The organism is Citrobacter sp. Cb041, assembly GCF_030336655.1.
GTDB lineage: Bacteria > Pseudomonadota > Gammaproteobacteria > Enterobacterales > Enterobacteriaceae > Citrobacter > Citrobacter braakii.
Genome location: NZ_JAOWDD010000040.1, coordinates 138,065 through 157,958 on the forward strand (window position 1 = coordinate 138,065; position 19,894 = coordinate 157,958).

At 54.0% G+C, this 19,894-nt stretch carries 15 protein-coding genes and 3 tRNA genes; 8 read left to right on the top strand and 10 right to left on the bottom strand.

All coding sequences use genetic code 11. The annotated features are described in order from the left end of the window. Both fucU and fucR read left to right on the top strand, forming a co-directional pair. A complete protein-coding gene (fucU, locus tag OGV52_RS16110; protein ID WP_019077593.1) occupies nt 1-423 on the top strand; it encodes an L-fucose mutarotase in 423 nt (140 codons plus the stop codon). A gap of 57 nt (nt 424-480) precedes the next feature. Next, nucleotides 481-1,209 (top strand): L-fucose operon activator, encoded by a 729-nt coding sequence (fucR, locus tag OGV52_RS16115; RefSeq protein WP_094760837.1) that lies wholly within the window; start codon nt 481-483, stop codon nt 1,207-1,209. Between the two features lie 35 nt (nt 1,210-1,244). Here fucR and rlmM read toward each other — a convergent pair whose 3' ends face one another. From rlmM to OGV52_RS16135, 4 genes are all read right to left on the bottom strand, one after another. Further along, entirely contained in the window at nt 1,245-2,345 is a 1,101-nt protein-coding gene (gene rlmM / locus OGV52_RS16120) for a 23S rRNA (cytidine(2498)-2'-O)-methyltransferase RlmM (RefSeq protein ID WP_047499372.1), read from the bottom strand. Next, a complete protein-coding gene (locus OGV52_RS16125; RefSeq protein WP_003034037.1) occupies nt 2,338-2,733 on the bottom strand; it encodes a DUF423 domain-containing protein in 396 nt (131 codons plus the stop codon). The genes rlmM and OGV52_RS16125 overlap by 8 nt, the downstream gene beginning before the upstream one ends. Before the next feature lie 18 nt (nt 2,734-2,751). Next, nucleotides 2,752-3,669, bottom strand: coding sequence for a glycine cleavage system transcriptional regulator GcvA (gene gcvA, locus OGV52_RS16130; protein WP_016154260.1), 918 nt, complete (start codon nt 3,667-3,669; stop codon nt 2,752-2,754). Between the two features lie 363 nt (nt 3,670-4,032). Further along, on the bottom strand, nt 4,033-4,260 hold the full coding sequence (locus OGV52_RS16135) for a YgdI/YgdR family lipoprotein (RefSeq protein WP_016154261.1): 228 nt from the start codon (nt 4,258-4,260) through the stop codon (nt 4,033-4,035). A gap of 192 nt (nt 4,261-4,452) precedes the next feature. On the opposite strand from OGV52_RS16135, the gene csdA reads away from it, so the two are divergent. Both csdA and csdE read left to right on the top strand, forming a co-directional pair. Further along, the gene (gene csdA / locus OGV52_RS16140) at nt 4,453-5,658 is read left to right on the top strand and encodes a cysteine desulfurase CsdA (protein WP_101700181.1); all 1,206 of its coding nucleotides are present in this window, start codon (nt 4,453-4,455) and stop codon (nt 5,656-5,658) included. Beyond that, complete coding sequence (csdE, locus tag OGV52_RS16145) at nt 5,658-6,101, top strand: cysteine desulfurase sulfur acceptor subunit CsdE (protein WP_047357912.1); 444 nt, start codon at nt 5,658-5,660, stop codon at nt 6,099-6,101. The genes csdA and csdE overlap by 1 nt, the downstream gene beginning before the upstream one ends. Before the next feature lie 47 nt (nt 6,102-6,148). On the opposite strand, the gene tcdA is transcribed toward csdE, so the two are convergent. Continuing rightward, nucleotides 6,149-6,955 (bottom strand): tRNA cyclic N6-threonylcarbamoyladenosine(37) synthase TcdA, encoded by an 807-nt coding sequence (gene tcdA / locus OGV52_RS16150; protein ID WP_200051883.1) that lies wholly within the window; start codon nt 6,953-6,955, stop codon nt 6,149-6,151. A 39-nt stretch (nt 6,956-6,994) separates the two neighbouring features. Beyond that, nucleotides 6,995-8,092 carry a murein transglycosylase A gene (gene mltA, locus OGV52_RS16155; protein WP_019077597.1) on the bottom strand — a complete coding sequence of 366 codons (1,098 nt, stop codon included), beginning with the start codon at nt 8,090-8,092 and terminating at the stop codon, nt 6,995-6,997. 205 nt (nt 8,093-8,297) lie between these two features. On the opposite strand from mltA, the gene OGV52_RS16160 reads away from it, so the two are divergent. The 3 genes from OGV52_RS16160 to OGV52_RS16170 all read left to right on the top strand — a co-directional run bounded on the left by OGV52_RS16160 (nt 8,298) and on the right by OGV52_RS16170 (nt 8,596). Next, nucleotides 8,298-8,374: transfer RNA gene (locus OGV52_RS16160), tRNA-Met, on the top strand. A 34-nt stretch (nt 8,375-8,408) separates the two neighbouring features. Then, nucleotides 8,409-8,485, top strand: a tRNA-Met gene (locus OGV52_RS16165). A 34-nt stretch (nt 8,486-8,519) separates the two neighbouring features. Continuing rightward, nucleotides 8,520-8,596, top strand: a tRNA-Met gene (locus OGV52_RS16170). 74 nt (nt 8,597-8,670) lie between these two features. On the opposite strand, the gene amiC is transcribed toward OGV52_RS16170, so the two are convergent. Then, the gene (gene amiC / locus OGV52_RS16175) at nt 8,671-9,924 is read right to left on the bottom strand and encodes an N-acetylmuramoyl-L-alanine amidase AmiC (protein ID WP_016154266.1); all 1,254 of its coding nucleotides are present in this window, start codon (nt 9,922-9,924) and stop codon (nt 8,671-8,673) included. A gap of 235 nt (nt 9,925-10,159) precedes the next feature. On the opposite strand from amiC, the gene argA reads away from it, so the two are divergent. Next, nucleotides 10,160-11,491 carry an amino-acid N-acetyltransferase gene (argA, locus tag OGV52_RS16180; RefSeq protein WP_204552156.1) on the top strand — a complete coding sequence of 444 codons (1,332 nt, stop codon included), beginning with the start codon at nt 10,160-10,162 and terminating at the stop codon, nt 11,489-11,491. A gap of 46 nt (nt 11,492-11,537) precedes the next feature. On the opposite strand, the gene recD is transcribed toward argA, so the two are convergent. The 3 genes from recD to ptrA are packed head-to-tail and all read right to left on the bottom strand — an operon-like array spanning nt 11,538 to nt 19,781. Next, entirely contained in the window at nt 11,538-13,358 is a 1,821-nt protein-coding gene (recD, locus tag OGV52_RS16185; protein WP_287108783.1) for an exodeoxyribonuclease V subunit alpha, read from the bottom strand. Beyond that, entirely contained in the window at nt 13,355-16,900 is a 3,546-nt protein-coding gene (recB, locus tag OGV52_RS16190; protein WP_287108785.1) for an exodeoxyribonuclease V subunit beta, read from the bottom strand. The genes recD and recB overlap by 4 nt, the downstream gene beginning before the upstream one ends. Beyond that, a complete protein-coding gene (ptrA, locus tag OGV52_RS16195; protein ID WP_287108786.1) occupies nt 16,893-19,781 on the bottom strand; it encodes a pitrilysin in 2,889 nt (962 codons plus the stop codon). Before ptrA ends, recB begins: the two co-directional genes overlap by 8 nt. Nucleotides 19,782-19,894 lie beyond the last annotated feature (113 nt).

Sequence of the window (19,894 nt, forward strand, 5' to 3'; positions counted from 1 at the left end):
ATGCTCAAAACAATATCTCCCTTAATTTCGCCCGACCTGCTGAAGGTACTGGCTGAAATGGGGCACGGCGATGAGATTATATTTTCCGATGCCCACTTCCCGGCCCACAGCATGGGACCGCAGGTTATCCGCGCCGACGGTCTATTGGTCAGCGACCTTCTACAGGCGATTATTCCGCTCTTTGAACTGGACAGCTATGCCCCACCGCTGGTGATGATGGCGGCTGTTGAAGGCGATGCCCTCGATCCTGACGTCGAGGCCCGCTATCGTCAGGCGCTTTCACTGCAAACCCCCTGCCCGGACATCACGCGTATTGACCGCTATGCCTTCTATGAACGCGCGCAACAGGCGTTTGCGATCGTTATCACAGGAGAGCGGGCAAAGTACGGGAATATTCTATTAAAAAAAGGAGTAACCCCGTAATCTCTGGTCTGAATGCCCGTCAGCTACGGGCATTCATCATAAGATGAGGATCAGAACATGAAAGCGGCGCGCCAGCAGGCGATCGTAGATCTGCTTACCAACCACAAAAATCTGACAACCGAAACCCTTGCTTTGCAACTTAAGGTCAGCAAAGAGACCATCCGCCGCGATCTCAGCGAGCTACAAGCCCAGGGAAAAGTGCTGCGCAATCACGGGCGGGCCAAAGTGATTCATCGGGAAAATCAGGACAGCGGCGACCCGTTTCATATGCGACTCAAAAGCCACTATGCCCACAAAGCGAATATTGCCCGCGAAGCGCTGGCATGGATCGAAGAAGGTATGGTGATAGCCCTGGACGCCAGCTCAACGTGCTGGTACCTGGCGCGACAGTTACCGGACATCAACATTCACGTCTTTACCAACAGCCAACCCATTTGCCAGGAATTGGCTAAACGCGAACACCTTCAGCTCATCAGCTCCGGCGGTCGCCTTGAGCGTAAATACGGTTGCTATGTTAACCCCTCGCTCATCTCGCAGCTCAAACCACTCGAGATCGATCTGTTTATTTTTTCCTGCGTAGGGATCGACAGCGACGGCGCACTCTGGGACTCTAACGCGACCAATGCCGACTTCAAGTCCATTCTGCTTAAACGCGCAGCGCAGTCATTATTGCTGATCGATAAAAGTAAATTTAATCGTTCGGGGGAGGCCCGGATTGGGCATCTGGATGATGTGACGCATATTATTTCAGATACGCCGCTGATTGAAACAATGCAGGCCGGATGAGGCATTTACGCCTTCATCCGGCCTGCAATTTTACCTTATCGCTCGTCGCGACGACCACCAACAGCAGCCCACAGGCGACGGACGTGCACGGTGACTTCTTCACGGTCATGATACAGCTGACGCGCCTGAATCTGGGCATTTACGCCATGCTCGTCAAGCTGTGCCTGAATATAAGCCAGGTTTTGCGACACCTCTTCGTAGCGTTTTTTCATCGGCAGCTTGAGGTTGAAGATAGTCTCACGACACCAGCCGCTGACCAGCCACTGCGCCATCAGGGCGGCAACCTTCGCGGGCTTTTCCACCATGTCGCAAACCATCCACGAAATGTTATTGCGATTTGGCCGGTACTTAAATCCGTCTTCGCGCAGCCAGGTAACTTGTCCGGTATCCATCAGGCTTTGCGCCATCGGACCATTATCCACGGAGTAAACCCACATGTTGCGTTTAACCAGTTGATAGGTCCAACCGCCCGGGCATGCCCCTAAATCCACCGCATACATTCCGTTAGCCAGACGTTCATCCCACTCATCGGCAGGAATGAACACGTGCAGCGCTTCTTCCAGCTTCAGTGTTGAACGGCTCGGCGCATCGGCCGGGAACTTCAGACGCGGAATGCCCATGTAGAACGGGGAGTTATTGTCAGGCCAGGAATAGCCGGTATAGCAGCAGCCAGGTGCGATAAAGAACACATGAACCACCGGACGTTTTGGCGTTTCATATTTTGCCAGCACGCCCGCTTCCCGCAGCGCCGCGCGCAGTGGTACGGTAAATTTACGGCAAAATTTAACCAACTCTTTGCTTTCATTGGTATCAGCAACTTCAACGCGCAGATCGCCGCCTTTCTCCACCACGCCCTGCAACATGCCGACAATCGGCGTAATGCGGTCTTCCGGCGGTAAATATTGCAGCAGTTCACCCACCACAAACATTTGACGGGCAAAGATCAGCGAGCTAAACGGCAACTCTTTCACTAACTTTTCGGCATCGTCCTGCTGATAGCATTCGAAGATGACGTAACCCGCATTGTCTTTCACGCGGGCAAAACCGAAGATTTCCCGGCGTCCTGCTTTATCTGTAATTTCTGCGGCGCACTCTTTTTCAAAACCTGGGCGACACAACAATACAACCTTATTCATGGCTAACGCCCTTACGTTTCAATCGAATAGCGCCCACTAACATCAGCGCCCAGCCCACAAGGAAGCTGAAACCGCCGACGGGGGTAACAAACGCCCACAGGCGTAAATGCGAGAGTGCGAGGCAATACAGGCTGCCGCTAAACAGCACGGTTCCTAATGCCAAAAACACGCTACTCCAGTAAAACCAAATGCTAATGCGCCGCTGCATGGCGACGGCCAGGCCAAATATAGCCAGCGTATGGAACGCCTGATACTCGAGGCCAGTCTGGATCCACCCCATCTCAACGACACCGAGGGTTTTACTCAGAACATGTGCCCCAAAGGCGCCCAACGCCACAAAGATAAAGCCACTTACGGCGGCAAAAATCAGCATAAAACGGCTGGTCATGTGAATACCCTACGTAAATTATTGTTCATAACGAAAGCGGAATTTTTCTTGTTCCGTGGCCGCTTTCGCCAGAATCCACTGACGGAAGGCGGCTATTTTACCCAGTTCTGCCTGACTGTCATGACAAACCAGATAAAATGCGTTTTTGCTGACCAGAACATCATTAAACGGACAGACCAGACGTCCGGCTTCTATTTCGGATTGCGCCATGACGTTATTAGCCAACGCAATTCCCTGTCCATGGATAGCAGCCTGGAGCACCATGGCGCTATGGCTGAAGATGGGTCCCTGCTGTACGTTGATATGATTCAGGCCAAGCTGGCGCGTATAGGCTTGCCAGTCACGGCGCGACGCATCGTGCAATAATGTGTGTTTCGCCAGATCTTCGGGCGTCTTTAGCGGTTTATCACCGGTGAGTAATAGCGGCGAGCAGACCGGCAATAAATATTCTGCGTACAATTTTTCAACGCGCAGACCCGGCCAGTTGCCACGTCCGTAGAAAATCGCCACATCAACATCGTCAGCCAGTTTGTCTTCCTGACGGTCCACCGCCTGGATCCTGACATCGATTCCCGGATAAGCTGAGTTAAAGCTAGAGAGTCTGGGAACCATCCATTGGATTGCAAAACTGGGCAATAAACTCACGGTGAGCGCACCTTTTGCACTGCGTGCCTGAAGTTTACGCGTCGCGTCGGTTAATTGCGAAAAAATCTCTTTGATGTCGAGAAAGTAGCTTTGGCCTTCTTCCGTTAACAGCAAAGATCGATTGCGTCGACGAAACAGCTTCAGCCCCAGGAAATCCTCAAGTGACTTGATTTGATGACTTACTGCGGCCTGCGTCACAAAAAGCTCTTCTGCTGCGCGAGTAAAGCTCAAATGACGCGCTGCAGCATCAAAAACACGCAACGCATTTAGGGGTGGTAATCGTTTTGACATGACTTTTAGGCTTTGATGTTAAATGAATTTAACAATTAACCAACAGGTTGTAACCTATTAGTTTTTTTTATCTGAGCCATTATAAATTGTCCGTTGAGGTTCTACCAGCAAATACCTATAGTGGCGGCACTTCCTGAAGCCGGAACGAAAAGTTTTATCGGAATGCGTGTTCTGGTGGGCTTTTGGCTTACGGTTGTGATGTTGTGTTGTTGTGTTTGCAATTGGTCTGCGATTCAGACCATGGTAGCAAAGCTACCCTTTTTCACTTCCTGTACATTTACCCTGTCTGTCCATAGTGATTAATGTAGCACCGCCAAATTGCGGTGCTTTTTTTTGTCCGACTCTTTGTCGATGGACGACCGGTTAGTTATCCAGTTCTACCATCTCTTTCACATCGGTACGGTTAATCTGCTGTTTGTTGCCGTTAGCGTCTTTATACGAAATCATCCCCGTTTCATTGTCGGTCTGTGGCTTACCATCAGATACGATTGATCGACCATCATTGGTGTGCATCACGTAATTCGAACCAGAACAGGCGCTCAGGGCAAAAGTCAGCATACAAGCAGAGATAATTGCGGCAGTCTTTTTCATCTTTTTCTCCTTAAAGCGATTTATGCTATTAAAAACACACTCCGTAACAGGCTAAATTGCTCGCCTAACGGTATATAGCATAAGACACTGCGTGGACTTTGCCAGGATATCCAGAGTATTCCGATGGTTAGCCCCCCCCTTGTATCAGCGCCCTTTTTGCGCCACGATCGGTTTACTGAACTGAGGAATACCATGAACGCTTTTAACCCCGCGCAGTTTCGCGCGCAATTTCCCGCACTCAACGATGCTGGCGTCTATCTCGACAGCGCTGCTACCGCACTGAAGCCGCAGGCAGTGATTGAGGCCACCCATCAGTTTTATAGCCTGAGCGCCGGGAACGTCCACCGCAGCCAGTTTGCCGAAGCACAGCGCCTGACCGCACGCTATGAAGCCGCACGGGAAAAAGTCGCAAGCCTGATTAATGCGCCGGATGACAAAACAATCGTCTGGACCCGCGGTACGACGGAAGCGATCAACATGGTTGCCCAAAGCTATGCGCGACCGCGCTTACAACCGGGTGATGAGATTATCGTTAGCGCAGCAGAACATCATGCCAACCTCGTGCCCTGGCTGATGGTGGCGGAGCAAACGGGGGCGAAGGTCGTCAGGCTGCCGCTTAACGCCCATTTATTGCCAGACGTTGAAAGCCTCGCGCAACTCATCACTCCACGCAGTCGCATTCTGGCGCTTGGGCAGATGTCGAACGTTACCGGCGGTTGCCCGGATTTGGCCCGCGCCATTACGCTCGCCCATGCGGCTGGCATGGTGGTGATGGTGGATGGTGCACAGGGGATTGTCCATTTCCCCGCCGACGTACAGCAATTAGACATTGATTTCTATGCGTTCTCGGGCCACAAGCTGTATGGCCCCACCGGCATTGGCGTGCTGTACGGTAAACCGGAACTGCTGGATGCCATGTCTCCCTGGCTCGGTGGCGGTAAAATGATTAGCGAAGTTAGTTTTGACGGTTTCACCCCCCAGGCTGCTCCATGGAAGCTGGAGGCCGGTACGCCTAACGTTGCTGGCGTTATCGGGCTAAGCGCGGCGCTCGAATGGCTGGCGGACGTTGACGTGGTGCAGGCCGAAAACTGGAGCCGGGGTCTGGCGACGCTGGCAGAAGATGCGCTGGCGAAACGCCCCGGCTTTCGCTCCTTCCGCTGCCAGGACTCCAGTCTGTTAGCCTTTGATTTCGCAGGCGTTCATCACAGCGACATGGTGACGCTGCTGGCCGAATATGGCATTGCGCTGCGTGCAGGACAACACTGTGCGCAACCGCTGCTGGCAGAACTGGGCGTATCCGGGACGCTACGCGCCTCATTTGCACCTTATAATACGCAAAGTGATGTAGATGCGTTGGTCGCAGCCGTTGACCGCGCGCTGGAAATATTGGTGGATTAATGACAAGCCCTCTGTTCGCCGGACACCCGTTTGGCACAACCGTAACGGAAGAGACGTTACGCAATACCTTTACCTCGCTCACCCAGTGGGAAGATAAATATCGCCAGCTGATTCTGCTGGGTAAGCAGTTGCCAGCGCTTCCGGATTCGCTAAAGGCGCAGGCCAAAGAGATCGCGGGCTGCGAAAACCGCGTTTGGCTGGGGCATACCCTTCATGAGAATGGTACTTTGCATTTCTTCGGCGACAGCGAAGGTCGCATTGTACGCGGGCTGCTGGCGGTATTACTCACGGCGGTCGAAGGTAAAACTGCAGCCGAGTTACTGGCGCATTCGCCTATGGCATTATTTGACGAGCTAGGTTTACGCGCGCAGCTCAGCGCCTCGCGTACCCAGGGGCTGCATGCTCTGAACGAGGCGATTCTTGAGGCTGCCCGACAGGTTTGATGGTTGCCGGATGGCGACGCGAACGCGTCTTATCCGGCACATCACACTCAACTCTGGCGCGCCGCTTTCGCCATCATCTTCTTCAGCGCGTGTGAGACGGCAACAAAGCCAAAGGTGGCGGTCACCATAGTGGCCGCGCCAAAACCGGATGCGCAATCCATTCGCTTCGGCCCTTCCGCCGTCGCTTTCATCGCACATACCGAGCCATCTGCCTGCGGGTAAACCAGCGCTTCGGTCGAGAACACACAGTCCACGCCCAACTTGCCTTTGCTGTTTTTCACCACGCCAAAATCGCTTTTCAGTCGCTCGCGTAGCTTGGCTGCCAGCGGATCCTGGATAGTTTTTGCCAAATCAACGACCTGTATCTGCGTCGGGTCGATCTGCCCTCCCGCACCACCGGTGGTCACCAGCGGAATTTTGTTACGCCGACACCAGGCGATCAGTGCCGCTTTTGGGCGCACGCTGTCAATCGCATCAATGACATACGAATAACCCGCACTCATATACTCAGCAACATTATCCGGCGTGACAAAATCATCGACCACGTTCACCCGGCACTCCGGGTTAATCTGACGGATACGTTCAGCCATCACTTCAGCTTTTGCCTGGCCGACGTTATCGCGCAGAGCATGGATCTGGCGGTTAGTATTGGTGACGCACACATCATCCATATCGATGAGCGTGATGGCACCAATACCGGTACGCGCCAGCGCTTCCGCCGCCCACGACCCTACCCCGCCAATCCCGACCACACAAACGTGCGATTGGGCAAACAACTGCAGCGCATTTTCGCCATACAGACGCGCCGTACCGCCAAAACGCTGGCGCCAGGCATCACTGATAACCACAGACATAACACCTCAAATTCATTAATATCGAGCGCCATCCGGCTATTAACCGCTGAACACGTTACCCGTACCCGGCGCTGTTTTCAGTACCCAGACGCGACCGTAGTGATTATACCACCCCGCACGGTGTCCGGCGTCAGCACCAATGCCCTGATAGATATCGAAGTGTTGCCCTTTAATAGCGCCACCCACATCTAACGCCACCATCAGGCGCAGTTCGTACTGGCCGGTAAACTTGCCGTTATTGTCCAGTAACGGGACTTCCGCCAGCAATGTTGTGCCCGCCGGAATGATACTGCGGTCAGAAGCCACAGATGCGCGGCCAATCAACGGTACCGCGCTGGCCCCTTTGACCGGTGCAAAAGATTGCGGTTTAAAGAAGACAAACGATGGGTTCTGCTCCAACAGCTCACGCACTTCGGCTTCGCTGTGCGTTTCACCCCAATGGCGAATAGCCTGCATCGACATATCTTCTTTTTTCACTTCGCCACGATCGATAAGCACCTTACCGATGCTGCGATAGGCGTGGCCGTTTTTCCCGGAATAGCTAAAGAAGTTAAGCGGACTGCCATCGCCAAAATCGATGTAACCACTGCCCTGCACATCCATAATGAAGTTATCCATCAGGGAGTTGCTGTATGCCAGAATGTAGTTGTCGCTCAGCGCACCCGCGTAAATCTCGGCACGGCTTGGTAAGCGCCCACGTTTTGGCGGCATGCGATAGATAGGATACTGAAACTCGCCCTGGCGCGTATGGCGCGCCTGAATAACCGGCGTGTAGTAACCGGTAAACTGGACGTTACCGTAGTTGTCCGCCCCTTCCATTTGCCAGGCATCAATACCAAACTGGCGCATACTGCGCGTATCACCGCCTGCACGTAACCACTGCTGGATAGCGTTGTAAACGTTGCTCTGGTTGCCGTACAAACGTGGCGAAGCGCTGCGAATTTGATTAACCTGCTCGGCGAAATCACCGGCATTGATTGGTGCGCCAACCGCATCAGGCTGGTTCACCAGTGAGAAAGGCTGGGTAAATTTCCCGTCTTTATACTGCTGCCCACGATCGGTGGGTTTTGAGGAACACGCGGCGAGCATCGCGACGACTGCTCCCGCAAGAAGATATTTTGCCCAACGTCCTTTCATTGTTCTCGTCTTATGTTGCCTGAATGCGAGACGAAGATAACAAACCCCCGAACCTAATGAAATGCGTATACATACCCGAACGCAAATTTTGAGCAAAAAACAATCCAGAATGCGTTGTTTTTGTTCATTTTCACCTTAAAAACGTGATCAAGGTGAAAAAAGGGTTGCATGAAAATGCGAGCAGAGTATAGTGCGCATCCACGGACGCGGGGTGGAGCAGCTTGGTAGCTCGTCGGGCTCATAACCCGAAGGTCGTCAGTTCAAATCTGGCCCCCGCAACCAATTAAAATTTGATGAAATAAAAGCAGTACGGTGACGCGGGGTGGAGCAGCCTGGTAGCTCGTCGGGCTCATAACCCGAAGGTCGTCGGTTCAAATCCGGCCCCCGCAACCAATCAAATTTGATAAACTATAAAGCAGTACGGTGACGCGGGGTGGAGCAGCCTGGTAGCTCGTCGGGCTCATAACCCGAAGGTCGTCGGTTCAAATCCGGCCCCCGCAACCAACATTATAAACACCCTAAAGGGTGTTTTTTTGTATCTGCGGTCCATAAAAAAAGCGCTTTTCAGCGCTTTTTTGTTATCCCCTTCTCGCCAGCGTCGCACCATCGGCAAAGTAGGCTTTGATCCCCGCCAAAATCGACTCTGCAACTTCCTGCTGGAAGGTCGCAGTTTTGAGCTTGCGCTCTTCCTCAACGTTACTGATAAATGCGGTTTCCACCAGAATAGACGGAATATCCGGCGCTTTAAGTACCGCAAACCCGGCTTGTTCAACCTGGTTCTTATGCAGATTGTTAACTTTACCGAGCTTATTCAATACCGCTTTACCAAACTTCAGGCTGTCGGCGATGGTCAGCGATTGCACCATATCAAACATGGTATGGTCGACGTAGCGATCGCCGCTCTTGCTGACGCCGCCAATCAAATCCGAGGCGTTCTGAGTTTGCGCCAGATATTTCGCGGCGGTGCTGGTCGCCCCTTTAGTCGAGAGCGCAAATACCGACGAACCTCTGGGCTGTCGACTGGTGAATGCATCAGCATGGATAGAGACAAACAGGTCTGCACGCTGCTTCTGCGCTTTCGCCACGCGGACTTTAAGCGGAATGAAGATATCTTCATTTCGCGTCATAAAGACCTTCATGTTGCCCTCTTTCTCTATGAGGGCTCGCAGGCGTCGGGCAATCTGCAGCACCACATCTTTTTCACGCGTCTTGTATTTCCCCACCGCACCGGAGTCCTCTCCGCCATGCCCTGGGTCGAGCATAATGACAATGGGACGATCGCGCCCCGCTTTACCCGGCTGCGGGCCACTTTGCGCAGGCGGCACCTGTTTGTCCAGATCGCCCTTGTTGTATTCTTCCAGCAACGCCAGCAGCGGATCCTGAACATCCTGGGCATTCGCGGGATAGAGATCCATCACCAGACGTTCTTTAAAGCCTGCCACCGGAGCCAGCGCAAAAAGTTGCGGCTTCACATTCTGTTTCAGCTCGAACACCATCCGCACGGTCTGTGGGTCAAACTGCCCGACGCGCGCCGATTTAATATACGGATCGTCAGGACGGATCTGCGCCCCCATGCCCTTGAGCACCGAGTTCAAATTAACGCCTTCAATATCCACAACCACACGCTCAGGATTACTCAGGGCAAACTGTTTGTATTTCAGCAGACGGTTAGATTCTACCGTGACGCGGGTGTAGCTGGACGCTGGCCAGACACGTACGGCAACGACCTGACTCATGGCAGCCAGACCAACCTGGCTGACGCTCAAAAGCCACATAGCACCCGCACCTTTCAGTAAACGGCGGCGACTGATTGCTGAATTGGATCCCGACATGCTTCTCCCGAGCAAAAAGAAATCTTTATTGAGGTAATACGTAAAACGTCTGAATTGACCGGAAACTTTAGCGAATGACGCATAATCTGTCATCTATAAAAGGGTAAACATTCTTTTTATATTCACGGCATTACTGAGAAAAATCTTCGGCATGGGTAAAAATTACGCTTGCGCACAGCGTCAAAACAGAATAAAAATACACAAATTACGAATAATCATGCAATGAGGGTGTGCCGTGGTGAAGGAGCGTAGAACCGAACTGGTACAGGGATTCCGCCATTCTGTTCCCTATATCAATACCCATCGGGGAAAGACGTTTGTCATTATGCTGGGCGGCGAAGCCATCGAGCATGAAAACTTTTCCAGTATCGTCAATGACATTGGCCTTCTTCATAGCCTCGGCATCCGCCTTGTCGTGGTCTATGGCGCACGACCGCAGATTGATGCCAATCTTGCGGCACATCATCATGAACCGGTGTACCACAAGAATACGCGCGTTACCGACGCTAAAACCCTGGAGCTGGTCAAACAGGCGGCAGGGTTACTTCAGCTTGATATTACCGCCCGCCTGTCAATGAGCCTGAATAATACGCCATTGCAGGGGGCGCACATCAATGTGGTCAGCGGTAATTTTATTATCTCCCAGCCGCTGGGCGTTGATGACGGCGTGGATTACTGCCATAGCGGACGTATTCGTCGTATTGATGAAGATGCCATTCACCGCCAGTTAGACAGTGGCGCGATTGTGCTGATGGGCCCGGTCGCCGTTTCCGTCACCGGTGAGAGCTTTAACCTGACTTCAGAAGAGGTCGCCACGCAGTTGGCTATCAAACTGAAGGCAGAGAAAATGATCGGCTTTTGCTCCTCTCAGGGCGTCACCAACGATGATGGCGATATTATTTCCGAGCTGTTTCCTAACGAAGCCCAGGCGCGCGTTGAGTTGCAGGAAGAGCAAGGCGATTACAGCTCCGGCACAGTGCGCTTTCTGCGTGGGGCAGTGAAAGCCTGTCGCAGTGGGGTACGGCGCTGCCATCTGATCAGCTATCAGGAAGATGGCGCATTGCTGCAGGAACTGTTCTCCCGTGACGGGATCGGTACGCAGATCGTAATGGAAAGCGCCGAGCAGATCCGCCGCGCTACCATTAACGATATCGGCGGGATTCTGGAGCTGATCCGTCCGCTGGAGCAGCAAGGCATTCTGGTACGTCGCTCCCGCGAACAACTGGAAATGGAGATCGACAAATTCACGATTATTCAGCGCGATAACCTGACCATCGCCTGCGCCGCTCTGTACCCGTTCCCGGAGGAGAGAATTGGCGAAATGGCGTGCGTGGCGGTGCATCCGGACTACCGTAGCTCATCGCGCGGGGAAGTATTGCTGGAGAGGATCGCCGCGCAGGCCCGGCAAATGGGACTGAGCAAACTGTTCGTGCTGACCACGCGCAGCATCCACTGGTTCCAGGAACGTGGTTTCACGCCGGTGGATATCGACCTGCTGCCGGAAAGCAAGAAAGAGATGTACAACTATCAGCGGCGGTCAAAGGTACTGATGGCGGATTTGGGGTAGTGGTCGTTGCCGGATGCGGTATAAATGCCTTATCCGGCGACGAATTTTATTGATTAAACAACGCCGACAATCCGCTGCGACGTTCGGTGCGGGTGGCAATGGCGTTACTTAATATCCGCTCATCGGCATACAGTGACAGACGCCGGCGCGCGCGGGTGACGGCGGTATAGACCAGCTCGCGGGTAACCACAGGTGAATGCTGGCTAGGTAAAATCAACGCCGCATGGTCAAACTCAGATCCCTGCGATTTGTGCACGGTCATCGCCCAGGTGGTTTCATGTTCAGGTAAGCGACTGGGCTGGACTGATTTGATAGAACCGTCCGGCAGCGCAAACCACACCCTCAGGCCCTGTCCACGATCGAGGGCAATGCCGATATCACCGTTAAATAATCCCAGCGAACTGTCATTGCGCGCGATCATCACCGGTCTTCCCTCATACCAGCGGCTATGCGTTGAACGATGAATTTTACGTTTTTGCGCCATCACCTGCTCAAGGCGTTCATTCAAACCACCCACGCCAAACGGACCTTCACGCAGGGCACACAACAGCTGATACTCATTGAAGGCCTGAATGACGGCATCCGGCTCAGCGCCCTCTCGCAGTAAATCCAGATAGTGCCCATAACCCGCCAGCGCCTCATCCAACATCGCGGCGTAATCTTCGCTGCTATGTAGCGTGCGTTTTTCAATGTCGCTAAACCCCTGCTGGAAGACCGTTTTGAGCGCGGCTTTGTCACCACGATTAATCGCAGCAGCCAACTGACCGATTCCGGAATCGCTACCGAAACGGTAACTCTTTTGCAGCAGACACAAACTGTCGCGCAAAGCGGCGGCCTGAGTTCCCGGACCTGCCGGAATAGCGCTTCCGGTCAGACGACTGAGCTGGCGGGCGCGTTCCGGGGTAAACCCGTCACCGACGAAAGCACAGATATCCCCCAGCACCGCCCCCGCTTCGACGGAAGCGAGCTGGTCACGATCGCCAAGAAAAATCACCCGCCCGTGCGGCGGCAGCGCATCGATAAGGCGCGACATCATCGGCAAATCAATCATCGAGGCTTCATCCACCACCAGCACATCCAGATGCAGCGGGTTTCCCGCATGATGGCGCAGGCGCTGACTGCCTGGTTGAGCGCCTAATAATCGATGCAACGTACTGGCGTCATCGGGAATGCGTTTCTTTTGCTCTTCGGTTAACGGCAGTTCTCGTAGCGCTGCGCCCAGCGAGGCAGTCAGGCGCGCTGCCGCCTTTCCAGTAGGAGCCGCCAGACGAATACGGCAGCGTTCTCCCTCCGCCATCTGAATCAACGCAGCCAAAAGCCTCGCAACTGTTGTCGTTTTTCCGGTCCCCGGCCCGCCGGAGATCACCGATATACGACGGGTCAACGCCACCGCAGCGGCCACTTTTTGCCAGTTAACACCTTCCGCTGGTGGAAACAACGCCGCCAGCGTGTGGGTCAGCCGTTGTTCATCCACCTCAATGGCGTGGTTAACTTCACTGAAAAAGCGAGCCACCGCCCGTTCGTTATGCCACATCCGGTTCAGATACAAGCGATCGCTGTGCAGCACCAGCGGCGTGGGTTGCTCACCACGGCTTACCGCCCCAGAGGCCAGCAGACATTCCGTCCAGTCTTCTGGCTCCCCCACTTCAGCGAGCCAGGCGCTTAAAAGGGGATGGGCATCCTCGCTCAGGGATAACCGTGAAAGTGGTAAGCAGACGTGCCCTTCTCCTGCTTCACGACTGAGCAACGCCGCCGCCAGCGCAACGGCAGGGTTGTCATTTCCGGCAACCGCCAGCGCAAACTGGGCATCCAGAGGCCGGAGCTGTTTTTGCTCCACAGCCTCCAGTAATCGTTTCTGGATTGTCATGACATCTCCTCCAGTGGCGCACCGACAAACATCTCGTCCATCAAGGCGATTAACTCCCCGTCAGGTCGGGTCGCGTAAATTCCCTGTTGCGGATTTTCACTATCAATGCCACGCAAGAAGAGATAAATAACGCCGCCAAAATGGCGTTCATAATCGTAATCAGCAATGCGATGGCGCAAGTAGCGATGCAGCGCCAGGGTATAAAGTTGATACTGCAGGTCGTAGCGATGCGCCTGCATGGCAGAGGCCATCGCCTGCTGCGTATACGCTGAGCTGTCTTCCCCCAGCCAGTTCGATTTGTAATCGAGAAGGTAATAACGCCCCTGGTGGCGGAAAACCAGGTCAATAAATCCTTTCAGCATGCCGCGTACCTGCATAAATTCCAACGCAGGGCACCCCGCGGAGAGCGGATCGTATTGGCGAATTAACGCATCAAGTTGGCTGGCCATCAGCGGCTGCGAAATCGGCAGGTAAAACTCCATCTCCACCTGTTTTTCACGCGCGGAAAGATGGCTCAAACTCACGCCCGTCTCGTTGAGAGGCGCCTGCAAAATGGCGTCCAGCCATTCGGTCAAAACCGGCGTCCAGTGCGCGTCATAACCGCCCAACGCCAGTTTTTCCTCGACCCAACTCGGATCTACCGGTTGAGTAAAGTCGAGATCTTCAAACAGGCTATGCAAGAATGTACCTGGCGAAGCGCCGCGCGGGAACTGATGCGGTGTAAGCCCTGACTCTTCAATAACCTCACCAACGCCTGCGGCATCAATATCCAGTCGCGGGATCAGATCCTGCGCGATTCCATGCCCTCGCTGTTGCAGACCGGAATAACTGGTCACGCGCCAGCTATCGCCGGGCGTACGCTGTAGTATTTTCGCACTCAGTTCGCAGCTAACAGTCTGTGCAACCTGCCAGGGTTCACCGTCAGGCTGCGCAGGCGTCTGGCAGGCAATATCGTCGCTACACAGCGCTTCAATCGCACTACGCAGACCCGCGGCATCCATCAGCTCACCTTTTTGCAACAGGCGACCAAGGGCGCTGTGATGCACATCGGTATCCCCTTTTTTATCGCCCCGACGTCGCACCAACGGCGCCACGCCAAGGCTGCAGTGCCATACCGAACGGGTTAGCGCGACATAGAGCAAACGCAGGTCTTCCGCCAGACGCTCCGCTTCAGCCAGCTCAACGCTCTCCTCGGCATCGCTGAGATCCAGCACGGCTTCAAAAGAGCTGCGATCGTGGTAGAAAGCCTGATCCTGGACGCGGAAATTCGTGATAAACGGCAACCAGACCAGCGGATACTCCAGCCCTTTCGATTTATGGATAGTGACGATTTTGACCAGATGCTTGTCGCTTTCCAGCCTGAGCTGCTGGCTGGATGCGTTGCTGTCGGGTTCAAGAATATGCTGAGACAGCCAGCGCACCAGCGCATGCTCGCTTTCCAGCTGCGAGCCTGCTTCCTGCAACAGTTCGCTGATGTGTAAAATATCGGTCAGGCGGCGTTCGCCCCCCGCCGTCGCCAGCAGGTTTTCCGCAATCTGGCGGGTTGTCATCAGCGCGCGCAGCATCGGCATCACGCCGCGTTTATGCCAGATCTGACGATAGCCATCAAACTCTTCGACCACCGCATCCCAGGCATTTTCGTCGTTATTTAAGGCTTCAAGATCCTGCGCATTCAGCCCCATCATTGAGGTCGCCAGCGCGCTACGCAGTGTGTTCTCACGTTCCGGCGTCATCACCGCCTGCAGCACCCACAGCAACTCCCGCGCTTCCAGCGTTTCAAATACGCTGTCACGGTTGGAAAGGTAGACGGAGGGAATTGCCAGCTGCGTCAGCGCATCACGGACCAGTGCCGCCTCCTGGCGGCTACGAACCAGTACGCTGATATCCGACGCGCGTACCGGACTGGATGTTTTACCACTGACCAGTTGCGCAGCGCCAGACTGCCCGGCCTTAAGCCAGTCGCGAATTTGCGTGGCGCACACCTGGGCCATGTAGTTCTGATAATCGCCTACGCCGCAGCTTTCCCCTTCCATCAGCCACATGCTCATGGCTGGCTGTGTCTCACCATGTAAAACAAACCGAAACGACTGGTTTTTTTCTGCAAATTTTACCGGGCTAAAGGGGATTTCGCGGAACATAAAGGCGTCATCCATCTGGCTGAAAAGCGTATTTACGCTATTGACCATGCCGGGGGCCGAACGCCAGTTGGTATCGAGCGTATAGTGTGCGCTGACCTCGCTGCGCGCCTTCATATAGGTGAAGATATCCGCGCCGCGGAACGCGTAAATCGCCTGTTTTGGGTCGCCAATCAGCAGCAGTGCGGTATCCGGCTGATGCTGCCAGATCCGGCGAAAAATACGGTACTGCTGCGGATCGGTATCCTGAAATTCATCGATCATCGCGACCGGAAAACGGGTACGGATAGCCGTCGCCAGGGCATCGCCGCTTTCACTGCGCAACGCCGCATCCAGACGGCTGAGCATATCGTCAAAGCCTAGCTCACCGCGGCGTCGTTTCTCCTCGGCAACCGCCGAACGGATCTCCGCCAGCGCCCGGGTGATCACCAGATCGCGGAGAGTTAACGGTTCGCTAAGCAGTTCATCAATAGCGACAAACAGCGGGTGCTGAGGGGTTATTCCGCCCGCTTTAGTGCGCTCTTCCAGAAAACGCTGTGAGAATTTCTCCAGCGCGTCAGGAAGCTGATAACTTTGGGTTTGTTCTTGCGCCCATGCGCTGATCTTTTCGATCCACTTACCCTGGTTACCACGGTTAAATTTACGCCGGTCGATCCCGGAGGCTTCCAGCAGGCCATCCAGCTCATCAACGGAATCACGCCATTGCTGCTTGATCTGGTTAATGCGCGTGAGAATTTGTTCGTGCCGGGAAGCCAGCGTTTCGTCATCAGACGGCGGAGCCTTGATGACCGGCGCTTCCCCCTGCAGATAGCGATCGATGTCTCTCAGCAGAGCCTGCGGTCCTTTCCACGTTTCAAAAATCACCTGCGCAATGTCGCGGGGTAGCGGATAGCAGTGCCGACGCCAGAAGTCCGCACAGGCCTGATAGCGCAGCAGCGATTCATCTTCTATCAGTTGCTGTTCGAACAGCATGCCTGATTCAAAGGCGTTGAGACTGAGCATACGCTGACAAAAGCCGTGGATGGTAAACACCGCCGCTTCATCCATCTGTCTTTCAGCCAATAGCAGCCAGTGAGCGGCCTGTTTTTTATCGGCGATTTCATCTAACAAACGGGCATATAGCGGGTTGTCGGTCTTTTCACGCAGGCAGGCAATTCGCAGTTCATGAATGTTGCTACGAATTCGACCGCGCAACTCTTCGGTGGCTGCCTCGGTGAAGGTGACCACGAGCAGTTCTTCAACGGTCAGAGGACGAGGAAAGGCGGCAGAGCCGCCCAGTCCAAGCAGTAAACGTAAATACAGGGCGGCGATGGTAAAGGTTTTACCGGTGCCCGCAGAGGCTTCAATCAGGCGCTCGCCCGTCAGGGGCAAGCGCAGTGGATCAAGGGACTCAGCGGCATCATTCATTCTTATCACTCATCAGGGGTAAGGTTTGCTGCAACGCGCTGACGGTCTGCCACACTTTCCAGCCTTCCGGGTGCACATATTCTGCTTTCCCGTTCTGACTGCCGGAAACCTGTGACAGTATCGCCATGCCTTGCGGCTCAACCACCGCCTGATGGAAGAAGTCGGCAAGTTTTTGCGGCGTCAGCAGTTTAATCTGAGCCACTATTTTATCACGTGAATCGAAGCGCATATTGCCGCGATCAAAATCTTTGCTTAACTGTGAGGCTTCTTCCCCCAGCGTTTGCGGCGCCTGCAGCATTTGCGCAATAATCGCCTGCTGAATTTGCGCAAACTCTTCAGGTTTCATCGCCCGCAGCTTCGCTTCCGCCGTCGGGAAGAACGCTTTATAACGCTCCCAAAGGTAAGACGGCTGCTTATCATTGCTTTGCAGCAGGAACCCCATTCCCCACTGACGGCCAATACTCATTGGGAAAGCAAATACAGCGTAGCCTAACTGCTCTTCAGTACGCAGTTGATTGTAGAACCACGGCTGAACAATCTGCCCTAACATGGCGCTGTAGGCTGAACTAGCGTATTCATCGTATCCGGTTGGCACAAATACCGCCGCCAGCGCGGAGTCCGTGCTACTGCCTGCTTTTTCAAAGATGACGGACTGCTTCTTGTCCACAACCACATCTTTATTGCGACACCACTGTGACCCGTTAGCGCCAAGCTGTTGTTGGATATCCCGCGCCATGGTCGTCGCCTGAGCGGCGCTCATATTACCAATTACCAGGAATTCAGGCCGCGCACCGGTTTTTAAGGCGTCGCGGTACGCCATCACCTCTTTCAGGGTGATGGAAGGCAGTAGCTTACGGCGCTCATCGCGTGAGAAGTACGGCACCTGAGAAAGCATTTGCACTGGCATAATTGCCTGATCGTAGGCTTTACCCTTCTCTGCAGAATCCATCATCTGGGCATACCAGGATTTCGCCTGTTCCAGCTGTTCATCCGTTGAGGTGTAGCTGAAATAGCCGCTCAGCAGCGCCTGAAAAAGCTGCGGCAGACGTTGGGTATAGCCGTTGGCGTTAAGCATCAACCCATTGTTAGCGTTGGTAGAGAAACCAATTCCACCTACCGACGCCTGGTTGCTTAACTGATCGAGCGCAATCCCCGCCAGGTAATCGTTAAGTGCGAATAATACCTGGTTGCGAGCGCTGTCCATGGCCTTCGGGTTACGCAGGATCACGCTGACGTCAGCCTTCGGCTCACTGGCAAAATACTGGCTCGGCGCATACACCACGCGTAGATCCGGCTCATCAACGATCAGTTCCGGGTGAGCGTATTTATTATCCGTTTTAATCAGCGTGAAATCATCCGGAATGTAGGGGTTCAACTCCGGTAACGACAGCGCAATGCCCTGCGCTTTTTGCTGCCAGTCGGCAAAGGTTTTGTCGCTGATTTTATCCACCTGGTAAGGCGCATCGACAAAATAAGCGGTTTTATTATGCGGTTCTTTCGCACTGATATACCAGATACGCGCATTCTGTGGCGTCATCATTGCCAGGCGTTGCTCAACGGCTTTCACATCGTACTGGTCGGCAATATTCACCGCATCCAGCGTATGTTCGACAGGAACGCGGATCATGGTATCAGCCAGCCATTCCACGTAGTCCATATCACGGGTGATGGAGGGATAACGGAAATCGAGATCCAGTACGTGCGCCAGTTCGTCAAAATAGCGTTTATCGACGCCTTTATCGCGTAACAGATTGAGATAACTGAAAATTGCCGCAACAACTTCATCGCGGTTCGCCAGCCCTTTGTCGGTTAACGTCGCGGAAATGGCTAACACGCCGCTGTTCCCATTGACCACCGGATCGGAATCCGCACGAATACCTTCAACCAGTCCCTGCTTTTGCAGCCAGTCAGACAACGTTCCAGGGCTACGATTACCAATCAGATAGGTCACCAGCTCATCGGTTTTACTGCGGAACTGCGCGCTGTTGTTATCGATACGAAACTCGACGCGCAGTACTTTACGCGGCATTGCCGGAACATAGTGGATGATGACGCCCTTTTGCGCGTCGGTGACTACCGGTACGGTAATTTCAGGCTTTGCGATATTTCTGTTCGGTACGCGTCCAAAGGTGTCAGCAGCTATCCGCGCCAGCTCTGGCAGCGGTTTATTGCTATAAATCACCGCCTTCATCAGGTTCGCGGAGTAGTACTTTTCATGAAATTTTTGTAATGCCTGCACCACCGGGTTTCCCGGTTTATCGCTTAATGTCTCGAGATTTCCGCCGGAGAAACGCGAGCCAGGGTGCGCCGGGTTGATGGTCTCAGCACTCACCTGCGCCATACGCATCCCGTCTCGGGTACGCGCCAGCGTCAGCTCGGAGTTAACCGCGTTACGCTCACGATCGGCATATTTTTTATCCAGCAACGGATCGGCAATAGCGTCCGCCAGGCGATCCACCGCCCCCACCAACGCGTCGTTTTCGACTTCAAGATAGAAGGCCGTACGGTAAGGCGCGGTGCTGGCATTGTGGCTGCCGCCGTGCATTTTCAGGAATTCAGCCAGACTGTCCGGCTGTGGGTATTTTTTCGAGCCCATCAGACACATGTGTTCGAGATAATGCGCCAGCCCCTGATGCTCGTCCGGATCTTCCAGCGAGCCCACGGGAACCACCAGTGCAGAAAGGGATTTCACGGCCTGAGGATCGGATACCAGCAACACGACCATGCCGTTATCAAGGCGCACGGCCTGATACTGGCGGGTGTCTTTATCGCTTTTACGGATGGTTTCAGCTAAAGGCTGCCAACCGGTATCTGCCTGACTTACGGGAACCCAAAGGGCGACGAACAACAGTAATGCGCTGAACCAGGTGCTGCGGGGCATTCACAAACCTCATCATTAACGTATTCACCTGTTCACAGCAAAGCACGCATAAATACGTGGTCTGAACAGGGCAAGACTATGTGCTGAACGAGCCAGCATCCTCTCTTTGTAAG